16 protein-coding genes are annotated in these 16,627 nt (G+C 59.6%); 13 read left to right on the top strand and 3 right to left on the bottom strand.

From position 1 onward, the window contains the following. Positions 1-3: 3 nt before the first annotated feature. Complete coding sequence (locus QE453_RS01955) at positions 4-1,074, bottom strand: LLM class flavin-dependent oxidoreductase (RefSeq protein WP_006698430.1); 1,071 nt, start codon at positions 1,072-1,074, stop codon at positions 4-6. A gap of 396 nt (positions 1,075-1,470) precedes the next feature. On the opposite strand from QE453_RS01955, the gene QE453_RS01950 reads away from it, so the two are divergent. The 5 genes from QE453_RS01950 to QE453_RS01930 all read left to right on the top strand — a co-directional run bounded on the left by QE453_RS01950 (position 1,471) and on the right by QE453_RS01930 (position 5,517). Further along, entirely contained in the window at positions 1,471-2,073 is a 603-nt protein-coding gene (locus QE453_RS01950; protein WP_064263464.1) for an alpha/beta hydrolase, read from the top strand. A gap of 189 nt (positions 2,074-2,262) precedes the next feature. Continuing rightward, positions 2,263-2,460, top strand: coding sequence for a hypothetical protein (locus QE453_RS01945; RefSeq protein WP_309776268.1), 198 nt, complete (start codon positions 2,263-2,265; stop codon positions 2,458-2,460). A 168-nt stretch (positions 2,461-2,628) separates the two neighbouring features. Further along, positions 2,629-3,798 (top strand): FMNH2-dependent alkanesulfonate monooxygenase, encoded by a 1,170-nt coding sequence (ssuD, locus tag QE453_RS01940; RefSeq protein WP_309776267.1) that lies wholly within the window; start codon positions 2,629-2,631, stop codon positions 3,796-3,798. A 180-nt stretch (positions 3,799-3,978) separates the two neighbouring features. Then, the gene (locus QE453_RS01935) at positions 3,979-4,524 is read left to right on the top strand and encodes a flavin reductase family protein (protein ID WP_004445459.1); all 546 of its coding nucleotides are present in this window, start codon (positions 3,979-3,981) and stop codon (positions 4,522-4,524) included. 48 nt (positions 4,525-4,572) lie between these two features. Next, positions 4,573-5,517 (top strand): acyl-CoA dehydrogenase family protein, encoded by a 945-nt coding sequence (locus tag QE453_RS01930; protein WP_137069453.1) that lies wholly within the window; start codon positions 4,573-4,575, stop codon positions 5,515-5,517. 30 nt (positions 5,518-5,547) lie between these two features. Here the strand turns inward: QE453_RS01930 and QE453_RS01925 are convergent, their stop codons facing one another. Further along, on the bottom strand, positions 5,548-5,997 hold the full coding sequence (locus tag QE453_RS01925) for an Rrf2 family transcriptional regulator (RefSeq protein WP_004445456.1): 450 nt from the start codon (positions 5,995-5,997) through the stop codon (positions 5,548-5,550). A 302-nt stretch (positions 5,998-6,299) separates the two neighbouring features. Here QE453_RS01925 and QE453_RS01920 point away from each other — a divergent pair, with 302 nt between their 5' ends. From QE453_RS01920 to QE453_RS01890, 7 genes are all read left to right on the top strand, one after another. Beyond that, positions 6,300-7,304 carry an LLM class flavin-dependent oxidoreductase gene (locus QE453_RS01920; RefSeq protein ID WP_035206909.1) on the top strand — a complete coding sequence of 335 codons (1,005 nt, stop codon included), beginning with the start codon at positions 6,300-6,302 and terminating at the stop codon, positions 7,302-7,304. 23 nt (positions 7,305-7,327) lie between these two features. Beyond that, on the top strand, positions 7,328-8,668 hold the full coding sequence (locus QE453_RS01915) for an LLM class flavin-dependent oxidoreductase (RefSeq protein WP_022562883.1): 1,341 nt from the start codon (positions 7,328-7,330) through the stop codon (positions 8,666-8,668). Positions 8,669-8,746: 78 nt separating this feature from the next. Further along, positions 8,747-9,934, top strand: coding sequence for a M20 aminoacylase family protein (locus tag QE453_RS01910; protein WP_309776266.1), 1,188 nt, complete (start codon positions 8,747-8,749; stop codon positions 9,932-9,934). 21 nt (positions 9,935-9,955) lie between these two features. Then, entirely contained in the window at positions 9,956-10,510 is a 555-nt protein-coding gene (locus QE453_RS01905; protein ID WP_037091330.1) for a GNAT family N-acetyltransferase, read from the top strand. Positions 10,511-10,523: 13 nt separating this feature from the next. Continuing rightward, positions 10,524-12,329, top strand: a complete 1,806-nt coding sequence (locus tag QE453_RS01900) for an amino acid ABC transporter permease/ATP-binding protein (RefSeq protein ID WP_077985899.1) — start codon at positions 10,524-10,526, stop codon at positions 12,327-12,329. Between the two features lie 22 nt (positions 12,330-12,351). Beyond that, positions 12,352-13,290 carry an ABC transporter substrate-binding protein gene (locus QE453_RS01895; RefSeq protein WP_309776265.1) on the top strand — a complete coding sequence of 313 codons (939 nt, stop codon included), beginning with the start codon at positions 12,352-12,354 and terminating at the stop codon, positions 13,288-13,290. A 128-nt stretch (positions 13,291-13,418) separates the two neighbouring features. Beyond that, a complete protein-coding gene (locus tag QE453_RS01890; RefSeq protein WP_309776264.1) occupies positions 13,419-14,354 on the top strand; it encodes an ABC transporter substrate-binding protein in 936 nt (311 codons plus the stop codon). A gap of 62 nt (positions 14,355-14,416) precedes the next feature. Here the strand turns inward: QE453_RS01890 and QE453_RS01885 are convergent, their stop codons facing one another. Next, the gene (locus QE453_RS01885; protein WP_309776263.1) at positions 14,417-15,742 is read right to left on the bottom strand and encodes an FAD-binding oxidoreductase; all 1,326 of its coding nucleotides are present in this window, start codon (positions 15,740-15,742) and stop codon (positions 14,417-14,419) included. A gap of 229 nt (positions 15,743-15,971) precedes the next feature. Here QE453_RS01885 and QE453_RS01880 point away from each other — a divergent pair, with 229 nt between their 5' ends. Beyond that, entirely contained in the window at positions 15,972-16,448 is a 477-nt protein-coding gene (locus tag QE453_RS01880; RefSeq protein WP_004445447.1) for an Lrp/AsnC family transcriptional regulator, read from the top strand. The last annotated feature ends 179 nt before the right edge of the window (positions 16,449-16,627 follow it).

Here is a 16,627-nt window from a genome sequence, read left to right as displayed (position 1 = left end):
GCATCAATCCCGCAGCAGCGGCAGCAGCCTGTCGCCCTGCCGCTCAATTTCTTTCAGATAGGGCGTATCGGACAGCACGAAATGGGTGATCCCCAACGCACGATACTTCTTGAGCGACGTTGCGACATCTTCCGCTGATCCTACAAGCCAGGTCGTCCCGGCGCCGCCGCCACCGAATTTGCCCGGAGCGGTGTAAAGATTGTCGTCCAGCACGTCGCTCTGCCGGTGCAAGTCCAGAAGGCGGCGCTGGCCGACTGCGACTGCCTGAAGATGGTCGTTCCAGCGCACGCCATTGTTTGCGGCCATCTCGGCAACCTTTGCTTCCGCATCGCGCCACGCCTCGGCGGTGGTTTCGCGCACCAGTGTGGTGATCCGCAGGCCGAATTGCAGCGGCGGCAGATCGCGGCCGAGCGTTTCACTGAGGTACCTGAGCCGTTCTATCCGCTCACGCACACCGGCGAGCGGCTCTCCCCAGAAAAGCTGCACGTCGGCCTCGGTTGCGGCAACCTGCTCGGCTGCTTCGGAAGCGCCGCCGAAATAGAGTTTGGGATGCGGCCTGCCTTCGCGCGGCGCGATGCGCGGCAGGACAGTGGAGTTCTTCACCCGGAAATGCTCACCTTCGAACGAGACGTTTTCCTCCGTCCAGAGCCGCCGCACCAGCCGCATGAATTCTTTCGTGCGGGCATAACGCTGCGCCTGATCGCCTTCTTCGTCGCCATAGGCCGCAAGCTCATCCCTGCCGGAGACGATGTTGATCCTGACCCTGCCACCCGAAAGCTGGTCGAGGGTGGCGGCTGCCGATGCGAGGTTGGCCGGTTTCCAGTAGCCGGGCCGGATGGCGATCAGCGGTTCGAATGTGGTGGTGCGCGCAGTAAGCGCCGCCGCCACCGTGAAAGTGTCGGGTCTTCCCCAACCCGTGCCGACCAGCGCGCCTTTCCAGCCATGGGTTTCAAGCGCCCTGGCATGGCCCGTCAACGTGTCGAGACTGTTGTGATTATCGCTGACGGCATCGCCACGGTGACCGGGTTTGACGTCATTGGGGATGTACCAGAGAAATTCGCTCGTGCTGCTCACATTATCCGCCTGAATTTTCGTTTGTGGTGCGGCGGAGCGGCTCTGCCAAAGCCCGGCCTCTGCCACTTGGGCTACGGGAAGCGCAAGCCTACCCACGTGCGAGAATGGCAAAGCGGCGACGGCCCGGCGAAGCAGCGACGTTTCTTTTGTTGTCCGGCAGAGGAAAAGCTTTCCGTCTGGAAAGCCTAAATTGCACATATTTTCTATATAAAAAATTTGAGGAAATGATTTCCTCTGACGGACATTATCTTGGGGACCGAGAACGTATTTTCTGAACTATCGGATTTGTCTGGATCGTTTTTCCTCGTGTATCCAAAAGGTGAGCAAGGCCATAGTCGACTGGAATCATAAAATTCACCATGCTTGGTGCACTCGCACACAACCTACGGAGCAGGCATGTGTACCACCTTGATTGTTCCTGGCCTGAATGGTTCGGATGAAGGGCATTGGCAGCGACATTGGTTGCTGGATGATCCCGATGCCCAACTGGTTGATCAGGACAATTGGCAATGCCCGGTTCTCGACGACTGGCTTGACCGTCTGGAGGCAGCGCTGGCGACCGTCGAAAGTGCTTATATCGTCGCCCACAGCCTCGGTTGCCTGCTGGTGGCGAATATGGCTTCTCGACCCTCCGCCGCCAAGATCAGGGGCGCGCTTCTGGTTGCACCCGCTCATCTCGACCGCGTGGAGGCGATGCATCCCTGTATTGTGCGGTTCGGCGCATTTCCGCAGCAGCCGCTTGCTTTTCCGAGCCTCGTCGTGGGCAGTATGAACGATCCCTACATGGATGCCGAAGAGCTCTCGCGCAGTGCCAGCCTGTGGGGGAGCGATCTCATCAATCTCGGCGCCGTCGGGCATATCAATATTGCCAGCGGCTACGGACGATGGCCCGAGGGTTACGCTCTGCTCGAACGGCTGAAGATGGGTAACGCACCCGCAAAGGCGGGGACCCGATCGAGGTCCAACACACTGAGTGCGCTAAGTGATGCGTATTTTTGAAGAGAAGAGTGGCCGTTTGCGGTCCATGTACTGCCATTGGCCGTCGGAAACGGATTTTTTCCGTCACGCCGCAAGCTTGGTCCACATTTGCCGATGATCCTCTAATTATAGAATAGTAATTTTATCGAAAATATTGACGATTTTGGATGATCGCCTGAGGATGGAGTGAGTAGAGCAAAGGAGGCGCACATGCCACAGGGACTTCATGCGTTTACTTTCGATCTGTTCGGTTTGACCCGGCGTCAGCCGCATGACGAGGAACAGGTCAGCCCTCATCCCTTGGACCATTCCGGACGTATCAGGCGAGAAAAAAGCGATCTCGAACTCGAGCGGGAAGAAATCTGCGAAATGAATTTTGCAATGCTCGGCCTTTACCCGGTCTTCTGACGGCTATTGGCGAAGGCTTCGTTTCGCTTCGCAGGGCGGGTTATCCGGGAGAGAAACTCTCCATGCCGAATGGAAATTGGAACAAAATTTCTTAAACGCGCCGGGGAATTGGCTACCCTTTATCATCAGAACGCATTGCCCGAAGGGCGGATTGCAAAGGACCAGCCGATGAGCACAGCCGACAAACCCCTCGATTTTCTTTGGTTCATTCCCTCGTCGGGCGACGGTAGTTATCTGGGCTCCGACGATCTCGCGCGTCCTGCCGATCCCGGCTATTTTCGCGAAATCGCGCAGGCTGCCGATCGGCTGGGTTATTCCGGCGTGCTCATTCCAACCGGCGTCGCCTGCGAGGAATCCTTCATTCTCGCGGCCAATCTTGCGGCTTATACCGAGAAGCTGAAATTCCTCGTTGCAATCCGTCCGGGCGTTGCGTCACCCGCCTATTATGCCCGGCTGGCCTCCACGCTTGATCGTGTTTCCCATGGACGGCTGCTTCTCAACATCGTGGTTGGCGGCAGCGCGCAGGAACTGGGCGGCGACGGCATTTTCCTGCCGCATGACGAACGTTACGACCATGCCGACGAGTTCTTCCAGGTTTTCAATTCACTGATCGAAACCGGCAAGGGGAGCCTGGACGGCAAATATATCAAGGCGGTGGACGCAAGGCTCGGCCTGCCGCCGGTACAGGAGCCGCGCCCGCCGCTTTATTTCGGCGGCTCTTCCGATGCCGGCATCGAGTTTTCGGCTGGTATCACCGACAAATATCTCACCTGGGGCGAGCCGCCGGCACAGGTCGCTGAAAAAATCGCCAAGGTACGTGCGGCCGCCGCCAAAAAGGGCCGCGAGGTAACCTTCGGCATTCGCCTGCATTTCATCGTGCGTGAAACCGACGAGGAGGCCTGGGCCGATGCCGACAGGCTGATTTCGAAGCTCTCCGACGAGACCATTGCGTCTGCTCAGGAAGTATTCTCCAAAGCGTCGGATTCCGTCGGGCAAGCGCGAATGCAGGCGTTGCACAACGGCCGACGCGACCGGCTCGAGGTTTCCCCGAACCTGTGGGCGGGCATCGGGCTCGTCCGTTCGGGCGCCGGCACGGCGCTGGTCGGTTCGCCTAAGACGGTTGCGGCGAGACTGCGGGAATATCAGGCGCTCGGCATCGATACCGTCATTGCGTCCGGCTATCCTCATCTCGAGGAAGCCTATCGCGTTTCCGAACTGTTGTTCCCGGAAATCGGGCTCGGCGGACCGCGCGATCAGATCCGCTCGTCATTCGGAACGAAGCAGGTCTTTGGTGGCGGTGGCCATGGCGGCAACGTCAAGCTTGTATCCGGGGCCTGAATGGCCTGCGAAAGGCAGGCCATCCTCCCTCCGCCTCGTATCCTGCGGCAGGCTGCAACGGCGCAGAAGCATATAAAACATTATTTCTATAGAATTTTGTCATTATGGAAAAAGGTGCCTGTTTCCCACCCCATCGCCGCTGTTAGCTATTGAACAAATCAGCTTTTTCAGGAGCCACCGATGACATTGCAATATGCGGCCAAGGATCAACAATTCATCAATCTCCGTGACCCCGTTGCCGGCAAGGCTCCGGATGCCGACAGCCTCAAGGCGGCGCTGAGAACACTGGGCGGCGGCGTCAGCGTGATCACGGCGGGGGAAGGGGAGGCCCGAACGGGTGCGACCGTAACCTCGGCCACGGCGCTGTCGGTCGATCCCCCCAGAATTCTTGTCGCGCTCAATCGCTCCTCGTCCACATGGCCGGTCGTGCAGCGTTTCGGTCATCTCGCCGTGAACATCATCGGCCCCAACCATCAGTTCATCGCCAACCAGTTCGCCGGCATCGGCGGCCTGAAGGGTGCAGATCGTTATCGCGGCGCTGAATGGACCCGGCTGGCGAGCGGCGCGCCCATTCTCGAGGATGCTGTCGCGGCGATCGACTGCACCATTGAGGAAGCGATCGAACGGCATAGCCATGTCATCGTGATCGGGAAGGTGGAGGCGATCCGCGTCGGCTCCGGCTACTCGCTGGTCTATCAGAACGGGCGTTATCATTCGCTGGGTTAAGCGTCGGCCGCTGGCGCGTTACTTTGTCATTGTTTGAGGGAGTTGAGCATGGGATCCGTCACGCCTCTCGGCGAAAGACTTCGTTTCGTTCCTCCACGCCTTGGCGCGGATATTGATGTGCTGACCGTCGCACGGGCAATCGCCGCGAACTGCGGCGTTGAAAGTCCAGGACACATCCACGCTCGGATTGCCCGTTCCGGCCTTCTCGCTCTTTCCGTTCCAACGGAGCTCGGTGGAGCGGATATCACCAATGACATTCTGTCACAGGCGCTTGCCATTATTTCAGCAGCCGATGCCGACGCGGCGCAGGGCCTCGTTGAACATTTCACTGCCCTTGAGTTCATCAGGAATGCGGGCAGCGAAGAGCAGCGCAGGGCGCTCTTCGCCCGTCTCGATCTTGGCGAGACATTCGGACTGGCAACGTCTACCGCGAATCTGGACCAAGCGGTTACGGTGACGGAAGACGACTATGCCCTGCGGCTTCCCGACGACGTTGTTGAGTCGGTGAGGGGCGACGCGGACTGGATCGTCGTGCCAGCGGTCAATACGTCCGGGCAGCCCTTTCTTATCGTCTTGCGCAATCGCCCCAATACGTCGTGGGAGGGTCTGTTGCGTGCCGATCAGGTTGTGTTCCTGGCTCAGGGCGCCGGAAATCTGGCCACTTCCGTTTCAACTCTTTTGAGGGCCGCAGTGGCGTTGGGACAAAAGCAGGGTGAGCTTTCGTCCCTGCTGATCGACAGGCTGGCGTATAAGGGTGCGGCGCGACCCGTCATAGGGGAAGTATTTCTCGCCATCGAACTCCTGAGGGCGCAGATAGCAAGCCTTGCGGCCAATATCGATGCGGCACAGGTTGGTGCAGAAAACGTCACCTTTCGCTCGGTTCGCAACAATGCCATCACGCTTGAAATCCTGATGGCGCGCCTCGGTCTTGTCGAAGGCGTCAGCGAAGACGGATTGATCGCTTCGCTGGAGGACGATCTGCGCAGGCAATGAGTAGATCGCGAATGACCGACCGTTCGAAATCTATTGACCGGCCGGAATGGCGTGGGCGTCCTGCCCGTCCTTCTCCACGAATTGCGCAAGCGTCATATTGTCCAGAATCGTTGCGATGGCGTCACGCACGTCCGTCATCGAAAGTCTGACCTGACAGGTCTCCGGATCATCGCAGTCGTCACAGGCTTCAAAGGCTGTGCGACTTGCGCAGCGGATGGGCGCCAGAGGACCGTCCAGCGTGCGGATAACCTGGCCGATCATGATTTCCGACGGCATTTTCGACAGTGAATAACCGCCATTTGGCCCCTTCTTGGAGCGCAGGATTCCGCTATTGCGCAGTTCCAGAAGAATGGTGTCGAGAAATTTTTTCGGGATGTTGTTACGGCTCGCAATCTCTGTCACGAAGGCGGTTTCGCCCTGGGGCAACCGCGCCAGATCGACAAGTGCCTTTAGTCCGTATTTGCCTTTTTTGGTCAACATCACATGATCCGAAAGAGAGACGGCACGTTTTACAGCGCCTCGCCATATTATTCCTGAGTTACTAAGTAGTTTTTACCGAATTTCGGCGCAAGCCCGTTTCGCCTTCGTTGGTGCTGAAAGCGGCCAGTTGCAACGTTATTTTAAGGTGACCCTCCGCGTTGGGGATGGCTCCCGCCTGCGCCGGCTTTCCTCGACACCACTGAAAACAATATTTTCTCTCATCGCGCCGCAACGTGGAACGATCATCCTTTATTAGTATATAAAATCCGTAGACAAAGTATGCATCGAAGACACGCGAGGTGATGATGTATACGCTCAGTTTGCTGGACAAGAGCCCTGTTCCAACGGGTGAGGACGCGGCGAGTGCATTCCGCGACACTATCAATCTCGCCAGACGTGCCGAAGAGCTGGGCTACCGCCGTTTCTGGGTGGCCGAGCATCACAATTCGCCGGAACTAGCCGGGTCCGCGCCGGAAGCGCTGGTTGCGTGGATATTGGCTAAGACCTCCCACATCCGCGTCGGCTCAGGCGGCGTCATGCTGCAGCACTACAGCCCTTACAAGGTTGCCGAGGTTTTCAACGTTCTGTCGTCGCTCGCGCCTGGCCGGGTCGATCTCGGCATCGGTAAGACACCGGGCGGGCTGCCGCTCGCGACGTCAGCCTTGCAGCAGGCCTATGATCCTGCCCGCAAACCGGATTTTGAAGCGGCCTTCGGCGAGCTTACCACATTCCTGTCCGGCGCCGCGCCGCACGAACACGCGCAGGCCGGATTGCGGGCAACTCCCGTACCGCCGGTCGCTGCGGAACGATTCCTGCTCGGCGCCAGCCCGGAAAGCGCGAGGCTTGCCGCTTCACGCGGATGGAATTTCGTTTTTGCCGGCCATCTCAATGGCGACGTGGAGGTTCTCCGCCGCAGCCTTTCGGCTTTCCGTGAAGAAAGCGGCGGAGTTGCCCCGGTCCTTGCCCTGTCCGCGTTTGCTGCCAGCGACCCCGCTCATGCCGCGCGGCAGGTCGAAGGTCAGCGCATTTACCGGGTGTTCCTCAGTGATGGCAGGGCCTTCAATCTGGGCCGGCGTGAACAGGCGGAGGAATTTGCCCGCCAGTCCGGCGATGCCGATTACCGCATCGAGGAGCGCAAGCCCAATGTCCTGCATGGCGGGCCGGAGGATATTCACAAGGCGCTTCGCGCGCTTTCCGAAGAGCACGGCATCGAGGAATTCATCATCGAGCCGCCGCATGTCGGGGCCGATCAGCGGCTTGCCTCGATCGAACTCTTGGCCACGCACCGCCTTTCCCGGGCGGCGTGATTTAGTCCTCAGGAGGAAATGACATGACGAGAAAGAAAATCCGTTTCGGCATCATGCTTCAGGGTCCCGGCGGGCATATGAACGCCTGGCGGCATCCCAAAAGCCCAGTTGACGCCAGCGTCAATTTCGAGTTTTTCAGGAAGAATGCGTTGAAGGCGGAGGCGGCCGGTATCGCCTTCGCTTTCGTGGCGGACGGGCTTTACATCAACGAAAAGTCGATCCCTCATTTCCTCAACCGGTTCGAGCCGCTGACGATCCTTTCAGCGCTGGCCGCGGTGACCTCGAAGATCGGTCTCGCCGGAACCGTTTCGACCTCCTATAGCGACCCCTTCACCATCGCCCGCCAGTTTGCTTCGCTCGATCTCCTGAGCGGTGGCCGCGCCGGATGGAATGCGGTGACGACACCTCTCGAAGGCACGGCGAAGAACTACAGCCGCAATCATCCTGAACATGCGCTGCGTTATGAGATTGCCGACGAATATCTCGAAGTCATCAAGGGTCTGTGGGACAGCTGGGACGATGATGCCTTTGTGCGCAACCGTGAGACGGGGCAATTTTTCGACCGCACCAAACTTCACACCCTCGGCCATAAGGGCCGCTTTTTCCAGGTGGAAGGCCCCTTGAACATCCAGCGTTCGCCGCAGGGGCAGCCGGTAGTGTTTCAGGCCGGCTCATCCGATGCCGGCATCGGTCTTGCGGGCAAGCACGCTGATGCGGTCTTCACCAATTCCGCTTCACTTGAGGAAAACCAGACCTTCCTGAAGCGAGTCAAGCAGAGTGCCGTCGCGCAGGGCAGGTCCGCTGCCGATGTGAAGATCTTCCCAGGCATCGGTCCGATTGTCGGCGAGACCCAGGAAGAAGCGGAGGCGAAATACGACGTTATCCGCAACCTCATCACAATCGAGGAGGCGCTCGCCTATCTCGGCCGCTTCTTCGATCATCATGATTTCAGCGTCTATCCGCTGGATGAGCCGTTCCCTGACCTGGGCGATATCGGCAAGAACAGTTTCCGTTCAACGACCGACCGCATCAAGCGTCGCGCCAAGGAAAAGAACCAGACGCTGCGCGAGGCGGCACTGGAGGCGGCGACCCCGCGTGAGGGCTTCATCGGCACACCGGACAAGGTGGCTGACGAAATCATCCGCTGGGTGGAGCACGACGCTGCGGATGGCTTCATTCTCGGTTTTCCCGTGATCGCCGAAGGGCTGGATGATTTCATCCGCCTTGTCATTCCTGTGCTGCAGCGGCGGGGTTATTTCGATCCGCATCTGGACGGGGCGACGCTGCGCGACCATCTCGGCCTGCCTTTCCGGGAAAGTGTCTACGCCCGCGGCGAAAGCGGTTCGGACAAGGCCATCGCATAAGATCGCGGCCGGAGGGCGATCCGGCCGGCGCAGACTTTCAGGACGCGGCGCGTAAAGGGTCGTGCAGGAGATAGAACCATGAACATCCACATTGACGGCGCGCGTCCGCAGGACGACGCCGAACGGGGAATCCTTGCCTTCATCGAGGAGAGCATCGCCATCCGGCGCGATCTCCACCGGCATCCGGAGCTCTCGCTGAAGGAGAAACGCACGGCCGCTCTCATCGCCCGTTATCTTCTGTCCTTCGGATATGAGGTGACGGAGGGCCTCGGCGGCCATGGCGTCGTGGCGACCCTCAAGCGCGGCCATGGCGAAAAACGCCTCGGTATTCGCGCCGATATCGACGCGCTACCCATTGCCGAGGAAACCGGCCTTGCCTATGCCAGCGACACGCCGGGTGTCATGCATGCCTGCGGTCACGACGGCCATACGACCATCCTGCTCGCAGCAGCCCGTTATCTTGCCGAGACCTCGAGGTTTTCCGGCACGTTGACACTGATCTTCCAGCCCGCCGAGGAAATCGGCGCCGGCGCGAGGGCGATGATAAAGGACCGGCTGTTCGAACGCTTTCCGGTCGACGCCGTCTTTGGCCTGCATAACTGGCCGGGTGTCGAGGCGGGTCAGTTCGGTTTCGTCGAAGGCCCTGCCATGGCCTCCGTCGACAAGGCGAAGGTGCGGATTGTCGGCAGGGGCGGACACGGGGCAGCGCCGCACGAAACGGTCGACCCGGTTCTCGCTTCGGCAAGCTTCGTCACCGCGCTGCAAAGCATCGTTTCACGCAATGTCGATCCGCGCGAGATGGCGGTGCTGACGGTTGGCTCCATTCATGGCGGGACGGCTTCGAATGTCATTCCCGAGAGCGTCGAACTGCAGATAACTGCACGCGCCTTCTCGCCCGTCGTGCGCGACAGGCTGGAGGAGCGGCTTCCGGCGCTGGCAAAGGCGCAGGCGGAAAGCTTTGGCGCAAAGGCCGAGGTTGCTTATGCACGGGGTTTTCCGCCCGTCATCAATCATGCCGTGCAGACGGCTTTCGCCCAAGATGTCGCCAGACGGAACTTCCCGCCAGGACAGATCGCCGAGAGCTTTCAGCCGAGAACGGCGAGCGAGGATTTCGCCTTCATGCTGCAGGAGCGGCCTGGTTCCTATCTCTTCGTCGGCAATGGCGACAGCGCGCCGCTGCACAGCCCTCACTACGATTTCAACGATACGATCATCGCGCCTGCGGCGCGCTTCTGGGTGCGTCTGGCGGAAGACTACCTCTCCTGACGCAAAATTTGGGACAAGGACATGAGCGACAGTTTTTTCTACACATCGGTCAAGGATCCGCTCGCGACGCCGCTTCTTGAGGAGTTGCTGTTCGAGTATGACAGCCGGTACGGCACATTTTTCAATGCGGAAGGGGCCAAGGCGGAGCTCAACAAATATCCGCCTGAGGCCTTCAGCCCGCCATCTGGCAACTTCCTGCTGCTCCTGCGTGACGGCAAGGCGATCGCCGGTGGGGCTTTCATGCGCTACGACGACGAGACGGCAGAATTCAAGCGCGTCTGGACACACTCCGCCCATCGCAGGCAGGGGCTCGCGAAACTTGTGCTGCGGGAACTGGAGCTGCAGGCGATCCGTCAGGGCTACGCCCGCGTTTATCTGACCACCGGCTTCCGTCAGCCAGAAGCGGTCGGTCTTTATCTGACCAACGGCTACCGCGCCCTGTTCGACACCGCGGCCGATCCCGAGACGATCAAGTCCCTGCCTTTTGAAAAATGGCTGTCTGAAGCTTCTGCGCCCATCAGGGATGGCGCATCGCTTTCGGCCGCGCGGCCGCAACTCTCTCCAGTTCATCCGTGAAAGGCCTTTTCCGATGACGATAGCTTCCGATTTTCCGAATGTCTCGGTGAGTGAACACAAGGGCGAGCCGGTCAGGGACGGTTACGCGCATTTCCGCGTCGTTCCTGCCCGCTATCCACTGCGTACGGCGGGCACCGTTCTTGCGGTTCTCATCATCGCGGCCGTCCTGCATTCCGTCTTCGGTAACCCACGCTGGGGCTGGAATGTATTTGCGGAATGGTTTTTCGCCGAACCGGTGCTTGTGGGGCTAGGCCGGACGCTGCTGCTGACGGCGCTTGGGGCTTTTCTGGGTTTCGTGCTCGGCACCGTTCTCGCCCTTGCCCGCGTTTCGGGGTCTCCCCTGCTTGTCGCGATCTCCTGGACCTATATCTGGATATTCCGTTCCATTCCGCTGATTGTGCTGCTGCTGATCCTCAATAATCTCGGTTATCTGTACGAGACCGTTACGATCGGCGTTCCCTATACCGGTATCAACTTCTTCAGCTGGAACACGACGCAGCTCATGACGCCCTTTGCGGCTGCGGTGCTCGGACTGACGCTACATGCTGCGGCTTTCTCATCGGAGATCGTGCGCGGCGGCATCCTATCAGTCGAACAAGGTCAGCTCGAGGCGGCGGCCTCGCTTGGCCTGCCGCGCCGCCGGCAGTTTTCGCGCATCGTGCTACCGCAGGCGATGAGAACCATTCTGCCCAATGGTTTCAACGAGATCATTCTCCTCGCAAAGGGAACGTCGCAGGTCTATATCCTCGCGCTGCCCGAGCTATTCTATACGATCCAGATCATCTATCGCCGCAATCTGGAAGTGATCCCGCTGCTGATGGTTGCCACCGTCTGGTATCTGGTGATCCTGACCGCGCTTTCCATCGTCCAGCATCACATCGAGCGGCACTTTTCGCGTGGCGCGCTGCGCAACCCTCCGCCCTCACTATTTGCAACGCTCTACCGCACAATCCGGCCGCGCCGGCCCTTGCCTGAAGCGGTGGAGGCACCAGCGCCTGCGGACGCTAGAGCCGAACGGCCGGCCGCCGTCAGGACCGGTAGTTTCCAGCTCGGAAATCGCGGTGGGTCGGTCAATATTCACGGTGTTTCGAAGTCCTTCGGCTCGCTGAAAGTCCTTGATGATGTCACCGTTTCCATTCCGGCGGGCAGTGTCACCACCATTCTCGGCCAGTCCGGGTCCGGCAAGTCCACCCTGCTGCGCTCCATCAATCACCTGGAACGCGTGGATGATGGCTTCATTGCCATCGACGGCGAACTGGTCGGATATCGCCAGCAAGGCGACACGCTCTACGAGCTGAAGGAGCGGGAGATCCTCAAGCGACGCGTTGAAGTGGGTATGGTTTTTCAGAGCTTCAACCTCTTCCCCCATCTTACCGCACTGGAAAATATAGCCGAAGCGCCGGTCGTGGTTCGCGGCATCAAGAAGGAGCAGGCCGAGGCGGAGGCGAGGGATCTTCTGGCACGCGTCGGTCTTGCCGAAAAGTCCGGCGCCTATCCGCGTCAGCTTTCGGGCGGCCAGCAGCAGCGCGTGGCGATTGCGCGGGCGCTTGCCCTGCGGCCAAAGGTGCTGTTGTTCGATGAGCCGACCTCGGCGCTTGATCCCGAACTCGTCAACGAGGTGCTTGACGTCATCAAGGAACTGTCCCGGTCGGGCGTCACCCTCATCATCGTCACGCACGAGATCGGTTTTGCCCGTGAAGTTTCCGACAGGGTCATCTTCATGGAGCAGGGGCGAATTCTCGAAACGGGCACGCCTGACAAGGTGTTCAATAATCCCGAGCATCCGCGCACAGCCGAATTCCTCGCCAAAGTTCTCTAATCAACAACAAGGAAACACTCACATGGCTTTTTCATCGAAATTATTATCCCTGCTCGCTGGTGGTCTTTTCACGGCCACTGCCGCGCTCATCCCGGCAGCGCATGCGCAGGAGGTTGACCTGTCGCCGGAGCAGAAGGGTCGCGTTCGCGCAGAAAAGGTGGAGGAGGCGATCAAGCTCCTGCCTGCCGGCCACAAGTTCGTCGCCGATGGAAAGCTGACGGTTGCGACCGTACCTTTCCGGTTGCCGCTGGTGGATTACGCGAGCGACACGAAGACGCCGATCGGCGTGGAGCCGGATATTGCCCAGCTCGTCGCCGACAGCCTTGGACTTGAACTTCAGCTTGTCCCCATCGCCTGGGCCGACTGGCCGCTCGGTCTCACATCAGGCAAATATGACGCCGTGACGTCTAATATAACGGTGACGGAGGCCCGCAAGGAAAAGTTCGATTTCTCCAGCTATCGCAATGACCTGCTGGGCTTTTACGTGGGCAACAACAGCAAGGTCACGTCAATCGGCAAGCCCGAGGATGTCGCCGGGCTGAAGGTGATCGTCGGCGCGGCCACCAATCAGGAGCAGATACTCTTGAAGTGGATCAAGGACAACAAAGCCAAGGGCCTGGCCGACACCGAGGTACAATATTACGACGACCAGGCGGTGCTTGATGTCGCCCTGCAATCCGGCCGCGCGGATGCCTATCTTGGCCCCAATGCCACCTCTGCCTTCCAGGCGGCAAGCCAGAAGAAGACGAAGCTCGTCGGCACCTTCTCCGGCGGCTGGCCCGAAGCGGCGGAAATCGCCGTCGCTTCGAAAAAGGACGCCGGTACTGCCAAAGCCATCACTGCCGCACTGAATGCCCAGATCAAGAACGGCAACTACGGCAAGGTGCTCGCCCGCTGGAATCTGGGCTCGGAGGCCATCACCGAATCCCGCACAAACCCGCCCGGTCTGCCCAAGAGTTGAGAAGGCATATCGCTGACAGCCAAGTTGCCGAAAAAGCTGAGTTGAAGGTGGGACATCACTCAGCCGGTAGCGCGGGCCTCCTCCCGCCCGCGCTACCCCCGTCCCGCGATCAATATCGGGAAACACCAATGACTTTCACCTTTCGCCTGACATCTGTCACGCTCGGCGCCTTTCTTTCCTTTGCCGGCTTCGCGTCTGCTTTCGCAGATGATGTCTTCGATCTGTCGCCGGATCAGCCTGGGCGTGTCAGGGTCGAGAAGGATGCCGGCGCCATTGCCGCCATCCCGAAGGATTTCCGGTTCGTCTCACCAGGCAAATTCACCGTGGCCGTTTCACCGGGCGGCCCGCCGCTGGCCACTTACGCAACCGACGCGAAGACTGTCGTAGGGGCCGATCCCGATTATGCGCTCGCCGTTGCCGACAGTCTCGGGCTTGAGCTGGAACTGGTGGCGGTCGCCTGGGCGGACTGGCCGCTGGGGCTCGCGTCGGGCAAATACGATGCGGTGATCTCGAATGTAGGTGTCACGGAGCAGCGCAAGGAAAAGTTCGACTTCTCCACCTACCGGCAGGGTCTCCACGGCTTCTTCGTCAAGTCCGACAGTGGCATAAGGGCTATCAGGGAGCCGAAGAATGCGGCGGGGCTGCGTATCATCGTCGGCGCCGGCACCAATCAGGAGCGTATCCTGCTGAAATGGAGCGACGAGAACGTTGCCGCCGGTTTGAAGCCGATCGAGCTGCAATATTACGACGATGAAGCAACGCGGCTTGTAGCCCTTTCGGCAGGGCGGGCGGATGTAATCGTTCAGCCGCATGCCCAGCTGGTTTTCATCGCAGCGCGAGACAAGACAATCAAGCGTGTCGGGACCCTTTCCGCCGGATGGCCGGAACGTTCCGACGTTGCAATCACCACCCGCAAGGGTTCGGGACTGGCCGATGCATTGACACTCGCCACCAATGATCTGATCAAGAGTGGTGCCTATGCAAAAATTCTCGACCGCTGGCAACTTTCCGAAGAGGCGCTGCCGGAATCGCGGACCAATCCTCCCGGACTACCGAAAAGCTGATCTGCAGATGAGATGCGGCGGACTGCAATACCCGCTGGGTCAGCCCCGCGGGTATTTGTCCGTCAGAAATCCGCGACCTTGCCCCAGGCCGAGCTGTTAAAACGGCTGGGATGATAAGGCGCGGGATCGACGATCGGGCCGGCGCCAGTGACGATATCGGCAATGAGGTGGCCCGCTCCCGGACCTATGCCGAAACCATGGCCGCTGAAGCCCGCGGCGAGGATGAAGCCGGGCAATTCGCTGGTTTCACCAATGGCAGGTACGCCATCCGGCGTGCTGTCGATAAAGCCTGCCCATGTGGCCGAAACCTGCGTTTTGCGCAGAGCAGGCAGGAGCTGCAAAGCTCTTTCATGGGTTTCGCGGATCGCTGCCACATTCGGTTTCGGATCCAGAATGCGAACCCGTTCCATGGGGGTCGGCGCATCGAGCCGCCAGTTTTTCAGTGACTCATGGCCGCCGCGAACGCCTTCCAGGCCGCCCGGCCTGAGACTGCGCCAGCGCTTGAGGAACATCGGCACGAACTCACGCGCAAACCGCGCCTGCTGCGCCGTCGGGTCAATGCGTCCAAGCCCGCTGATGGCGAGCGTATAGCTCCCATTATTCCGCTTCGTTACCGAGACGGCGGCAGTGTGCAGCGCATCCGGCAGACCTTCCGCGCCGGGCGTAACGGCGAGAATAGAGGACCGAACCGAAGCCTGCGGAAAACGGATGCCCAGCTGGCGGCAGAATGAAGAGGCCCAGGCGCCGCCGGACATGATCGCCGTTTTCGTGCGGATGGTTCCTTTTTCGGTAACGACGGCGCTGACGTGACCATTTTCCGTCTCGAGGCCCCGCGCGGCGCAGTTCTGATGCACCGTGCCGCCCAGCTTCATGATGGCACGCGCTACGGCGGGGGCCGCCATGGAAGGATCGGCTGTTCCGTCGGTCGGTGAAAAAACGCCCCCCCTCCAGCGTTTTCCGGTCGCATGCCCACGCTCGCTCGCCTCATCTGCGCTCAACATATGGGTCGTCACGCCGGCAGTAAGGGCAAAGTCGCGCCAGCGCGCCCATCCAGCAAGCTCGGCCTCGTTGTCGCTCAGGTAAAGCAGCCCGCAGCGGCGAAAGCCGGTGTTCTCGCCGCTTTCGGCCGCAAATCGTTCCCAGAGCGTAAGGCTCTGCGTCGAAATCGGCAATTCCCTTGCGTCGCGGTTCTGCTGCCGGCACCAGCCCCAGTTCCGGCTGGATTGCTCCGCGCCGATAAGACCTTTTTCGACAAGGGCGACTTTCAGGCCGCGCTGCGCGAGGTAATAAGCAGCGAATACGCCGACGATGCCGCCGCCGATGATGACGGCGTCAGCCGCTTTCGGCAGGTCCGGCGATGTCGTTATCTGTTGCAGCGGGGCGGGCATGGTCTGGCTCCTTATAGTCGTCCTAATTTACCTTGGCCGACGCGCAAACGTTGCCAGACTGGGCTCTCTGCCGGAATTTCCTGCTGTTCGCAGACCTCTCTGCAACTCTTTCTGCTGAATGAAAAAAACATCGTTGCGTCGACAGCGCGCGTTCATGTGGTAAGATTTCAGTTGCCGCGCCAGAATTTTATGCCGCGTGTCTGAAAAAACAAAAGGGGTTCCGCACGTGATGAAACTTGACCGGATCGATATCAAGATTCTCTATGAACTTCAGAAAAACGGTCGCATCACCAATGTCGAGCTGGCGGAACTTGTCAATCTTTCGCCAAGCCCCTGCCTGATGCGGGTGAAGAAGCTCCAGTCGGAAGGTTATATCGAGGGGTATTCGGCGCAGATCAACATCAACAAACTCGGCCAGACGCTGACGGTCTTCACCGAGATCACACTCAAGAATCATCGCCAGATCGATTTCGCCCGCTTCCTCGGGGTCGTTGAAAAAATCGACCAGGTGGTGGAATGCCATCTCGTTTCCGGCGGTTACGACTACCTCCTGAAATTCGTCACGTCGGGCATTGTCGAATATCAGTCGATCATGGAAAGGCTGACCGATATGGACGTGGGCATCGACAAATATTTCAGCTTCGTGGTGCTGAAATCGCCGATTATCAAATCGCATATGCCGCTGACCAGTCTGTTTCCGCTTTGAAGTGAGAGGGAGTGCATCTGACGTCCGCAGAACCGATGGGTTTGACAGGGGGTTGCACTTACACTCCGTCACCCCGGACTTGATCCGGGGTCCAGCGCGATCAAGTCCTTGATCGCAAAAGACTCTTCTCACGGCGTAGACGCGCCGTGGCTGAATGCCGGATCAAGTTCGGCATGACG

The organism is Agrobacterium sp. SORGH_AS_0440, assembly GCF_031453135.1.
Classification (GTDB): Bacteria; Pseudomonadota; Alphaproteobacteria; order Rhizobiales; family Rhizobiaceae; genus Agrobacterium; species Agrobacterium pusense.
The sequence above is the reverse complement of the archived record's forward strand: the minus strand, read 5'-3'. Positions and strand labels throughout refer to the sequence as shown.